Annotated in this window: 2 protein-coding genes; both read right to left on the reverse strand. The window is 51.4% G+C overall.

Going from position 1 to position 5,146, the window contains the following annotated elements; all coding sequences use genetic code 11:
- Positions 1-3,323: ESPR-type extended signal peptide-containing protein (locus KH813_RS05945; RefSeq protein ID WP_303994440.1), on the reverse strand; the 3,323-nt coding region annotated here is incomplete at its 3' end.
- Between the two features lie 592 nt (positions 3,324-3,915).
- Positions 3,916-5,146, reverse strand: a 1,231-nt coding sequence (locus KH813_RS05950) for a YadA-like family protein (protein ID WP_303994441.1), incomplete at its 5' end; no start/stop codon positions are given.

Here is a 5,146-nt window from a genome sequence, read left to right on the forward strand (position 1 = left end):
GCGACGTCCGCCGTGCCCGTTCCCGCTTTTACGGTGAAGCCTGCCTGCAGTTTTCCGATGTTCGTTTCGTTGGTTGTCGCAATGGATTTTACGTCACTCAACTGTTTGAAGTTGACCGCATCGCTGTCTGCCGCTCCGTCAGCCACGTTGGTAATTTTCTTCTTGCCTGCGTCAATACCGCCGGTGGTAACAGACGGGCCGCCCGTGATGGTAAGACCGGTTTTGTCGAGCGTTACGTCATTACCTGCTTTGAACGTGTCGCTGCTTACGCTGGTAAGACCTGTGAGCTCTTTATTCAGGCTGAGTTCATATCCTATTTTGTTGCTGTCGCTGTCGGTTTTATCCTTGATTCCAAGGTTACTGTCTACCGTGATTTCCGGACCGGTCACGGTGTAGATAGTTCCGTCCGTGCCGTCCTCGGTGCTTGGTTTAACCTTCACATAGTCGCCTGCTTTGACGGTGGTCTTAGCGTCTTTGATATCCTGTTTCAGACCGGTAACAGTTTTGTTTTCGGAAATATCAATCGCGCTTCCGTCGATACCGTATGTAATGGTCATGCCCTTTCTTGTGGCGGTGAGTCCATCGCCGGTTGCCTCAAAGGTAACCGTGTTGCCGTTTTTGATTTCCTGCGGTGTTGTTTCGTCCTTTACTTTCAGTTTCCACGAGCTCATGACGCCACCAGGGCCGTCGGTAATGCCGAGGTCTTGTTTCAGCTGTTTCATGTTCAGCTTGTAGGTGACGTTTCTGTCCTTATCGACAGATGAGGTCAGCGAGGAACCGTTCGTCGTTGCTGCCTTATCTTTGTCTACTACCGCATTGAAGGTGACTTCCGGTGCTTTATCTCCGCCGAGAGTGACGTCCGCCGTGCCCGTTCCGCCGTCTTTCACGGTGAAGCCTGCCTGCAGTTTTCCGATGTTCGTTTCATTCGTCGCAACTCTCGGGGTCAGGTCCGCAATGGCAGTTGTATTTTTTGTAATATTGCCTTCGTTGGTAGAAACTTTTGTCGTCAAACCGTCAATGGCAGTTGTATTCTTTTTAATGTTGCTTTCGTTCGTCGTTACTTTGTCTTTGAACTCTTTTGCCAAGCCTACGGTGACGGTCGGATCACTCGAGCCACCATCAATGGTAACGGTGGTTTCATCATCTGTGCCGAGGAATTGGATGTTCGGCGTGGATGTCTTGCTCAGGGTCAAATTCTTTTTGGTCGCAGCGTCTGCACCGCTAATTGAGAATTTCGCGAAAATGTTGTTGATTGGTATACCGCCGCCATTGATGTTTTCAATGACGCGGCCGGTGATATGGTTTGCTAATTTGATGGCGTTCACACCGTACTTGATCGTCGCGCCGGTTCTCGTGACGGTAAGTCCCTGATTTGTTTCCGCGTCAAAGGTAACGGCATTATCCGTGTTGTTAATCTTTTTCCCTTCCGCTGCCGCGCCTTTGTCGGAAGTGGCTTTCAGAACCCAAGCGTTCATCTTCGTATCCGTATAGGTACGCATCTTTTTCAGCTGCGCCACGTTGACGGCGTCCGTGTCATTACGCCCTGCGGCTACGCTCGTGATTTGGCGGGTGATATTGTTTCCTACGTCACCGACAGAAAGCGCCGATTTCGTGGATTTCCATGCCGCGCCGGGGTTCGCGTCGATGGTGTATCCATCTTTATACGGGTCATATCCCTTTTCACCATGATAGACTGTTGCCTTGCTCCCGCTGCCCAAAGCGATACCGTCGCTCGATATCGCTTGCGCGCCGTTACCGATGGCGACTGAGTTATACCATTGAGTGGACGCATTCGTACCGATGGCCACGCTGTCATAGCCTTTGACAACGGAACCTTTACCGATGACGATACTGCCCTTCGCTCCCTCTTGCGTTTTCGCGCCGGTGCCGATGGCAATCGCGTCGGATGAATTACCGCCGACCGCAGCACCTGTTCCGACGGCAACCGCCCGTTCCGAAGGTTTAGCATTTTCGTTTTTCACTTCCGCGCCGCTGCCGATCGCAATGGATTGCGCCGAGTTGTATGCGATCTTTGCATTTTTACCGATAGCCAATCCTTCAGTGGCAACAACCGACGCGTTATCACCGAATGCCGCCCCGCTGACTCCGTCGACATACGCATTCGCACCGACAGCTATTCCACGTTCTTCTTTTACTCTTGTGTTGGCACCGAGGAGAACGGCATCTTTGACTTTTTTATACGTATAATCCGGGACCGCTTTGGCATTGACACCGATAGCGACGGTATTATACGCCGTTGTCGTGTCATTTTCATCGCCGGCAACCGAGCCGCGACCGATGGCAATCGTGTCACCGCTGTACGCCTTCGCCGCATCGCTCGACTGATCGTAGTTACTGCCGATGGCAATCGCACCAATCCCTTTGGCACTTGCATAATTACCGAAGGCGAAGGAGTCCATCGCCGACGCTTCCGCCGAGTTCCCAAAGCTCAAGGCATATTTTCCCGTGGCTTTGGCGCTCCCGCCGATGGAGACGGATTGATGCCCCCACGCCTTGGTATCACGCCCGATGGCGATAGCCGAGTTCATTTTCGCGATATCGCTGACAACGTAGGGCAGGTTCGTTTGCGGGTCACGTTGGATCGAGTTCGGATCATTTTTATTCGCGCCGGCTTCGGCTTGAATCCCAATGGCAATGCTCTTGTCGGCGGAGAGCGCTTTATCTCCGATGGAGACCGCTTTATCCCCCAGCGCCCAAGCCATATTACCGATGGCAACATCACCGTCACCGCCGTAATCACCATCCCGCTTGGATCCTCCCGCCAACGAGGAGCGACCGATGGCGACACCGTGTTTAGCTTCCGAGAACGCACGGTAGCCGAGTGCCATGGAGTGCGCGCCGAATGCCCCGTCGTTATCGACGTTGGTCCATTTGGAGTCGGCATAGCGGTTCAGATAGTCACGAGACGGTTCAATATAGTCCGGACGTACGGCAAAATACCGGAGCGTCAGTCCGTCTTCTTTCAGCTTCTCACCAATTTTATTCGAAATGTCGGAATAGTAGTAAATACCATTCGTAATCGCATCAGGAAAGTTCGTGGGCCCGTACGCCGCGTCCACACCGGGGATTTCTCCGCCGTGGGCAATCTTATCAAGCAAATATTGGGCGACTTCCTCTTTTTCCTGTTGTGTCAGCGCCTGTACATCTGTCACGCCTCCCGCCAAAAGCGCCGCTGTCACAAAAGCGGCAAGCAGGCTGTTTTGAACGCGGGATTTATTTTTCCCATGTCCTTTCGCCATTTCCGACGCAACAACCCAACAATTTTTGGTTTTGCTCCAAATCAACTTATAAATTTTATTCATGCTTCCCTCCCAAAACAAACGATTGCTCTTAATCGGCAATTCAATCATTTTCCAATAATCTTTTACATCTCATTTATTATATATCACATATGTAGCATTATCAAATACAGGCATGTTTCATAGTATCCGAACGGTTTTCGCCCATAACACAAGCGTTTTTACATGGCCATGCGCTGATTATGGGCATTTCCCGCAAAAGAGGAGGGAATCTCGCAGAAAAAACTCCCATGCCAAAAAGAATTTTTTTCATTATTCTTTACGGGAATTTTACAAGGCAAAGGAAAATATAATTTTCTTCTTACCTAATTTAAGCGAATGGTTCGTGAATGCGGAAACGTGACGAGACAAAAAAATGAAGGCGCACGGCCGCGCTCCTTCATTTTTTTCACGCTGACACGTGACTCTTCTTTCGTGCCCGCGCTTGCCGTCCGTTTCGCGGGCGATTTCCGAGAAGCGGACGTGGCTTTCGTTACTGCCCGACGCGCCTGAAAAAATAAATTTCCCCACGCCAAAAGGCCACGACGCGTATGCGCCGTGACCTTTTTTCTGTCGTGAAAAGAATATTCTTTCCGCAGGCTTTTTATTTTCCGGACTACGCTTGAAGCGTTTCCAGCTGACGCAGGATTTCCTGCATCTCGGCCTTCATGTTCCGAATTTCTTCATCTTGCGCGTCCAGTTTCTGCGCCATTTCAGAGCGGGAAAGTTCCGTGTACTCGTTGCCGCTTCCCACTTTCATGGAGAAGCCGACGTTGAGCATGTTTTCACCGCCGCCGAACGATCCGCCGACGCTGAACATTCTGTTTGCGGTCGGCCGATAGAATGCGCCGATGGCTACCGCGTTCGCTCCGTTGTCGTTGCCATAGCTCGCGGCGAAGTCCCATTTATTTTCGGGATCATAATCCAAGGGATGAAGTCCCGCCAAGGCGGCCGCGCCTGCGCCGATTCTGTCGACTCTCGTATCCAGTTGATCGACCCGTCCGTTCAAAACGGTAATATTTTCAGTGTTCTTTGTGATGTTTTCAGTGTTCGTTGTGATGCGGGTATCTAACCCGGTCATTTGTTCGTTTACATTGCTGGCCAGTTTTTTCAGCTGGACCACGTTCACCGCATCAGTGTCTTCCGTGCCGGCAGCGACGCCCGTAATCTGACGGGTAACTCCAACTTCCGCATTTCCTACAGAAACCGCCCCATCGATGGATTGCCATGCATTTACATATCCGTTTACCAATTTGAATTGCGCGTCAAATTCACCCGTTTTATTTTGCAGATTTTCCTGAATTTGTTTAGTCTTATCGGATGGTACGCGTTTTCCATCCTGGCCAATGGAATCTTTTTTAATGCTTTCTTCTAATTCAGTCCGTAATTGTTTTAACTCTCCTCGCAGGCCGTTAAGTTTCTCTATTGCTTGCGCGCGTTCTGCTTTTTTCTCGCCCAGCAAAGTATCTTCATTCATGGCTTTGCCTGCCGACGCATCAAAGCCCCAGACTCTAGCCTCTCTATCGGCAAGGCTGTTCGCACCGAGCGCGACACCACCTTTTTGCGTCGCGCTTGCCAGCGATCCGATGGCTAAACTGTAAGCCTCTTGCGCTTCCGCTTTGCCGCCAACGGCGACAGCCTGTTCACTGAGCGCTTTCGCTTGCGGACCAATCGCCGCGGCATGTCTTTCCGCCACTGTATAAGCGCCGACCGCTACCGATTCATTGCTTTTCGCCTGAGCCCAAACTCCGAGAGCCGTGGAAGCTTTCCCGGTCGCTTTAGCTGCGGAACCGAAAGCAGACGCGGTGTCTCCATTCGCAACGGCATTACTTCCCGCCGCTGTGGCA

This window comes from Negativicoccus succinicivorans, from assembly GCF_018373335.1.
GTDB lineage: Bacteria > Bacillota > Negativicutes > Veillonellales > Negativicoccaceae > Negativicoccus > Negativicoccus succinicivorans_A.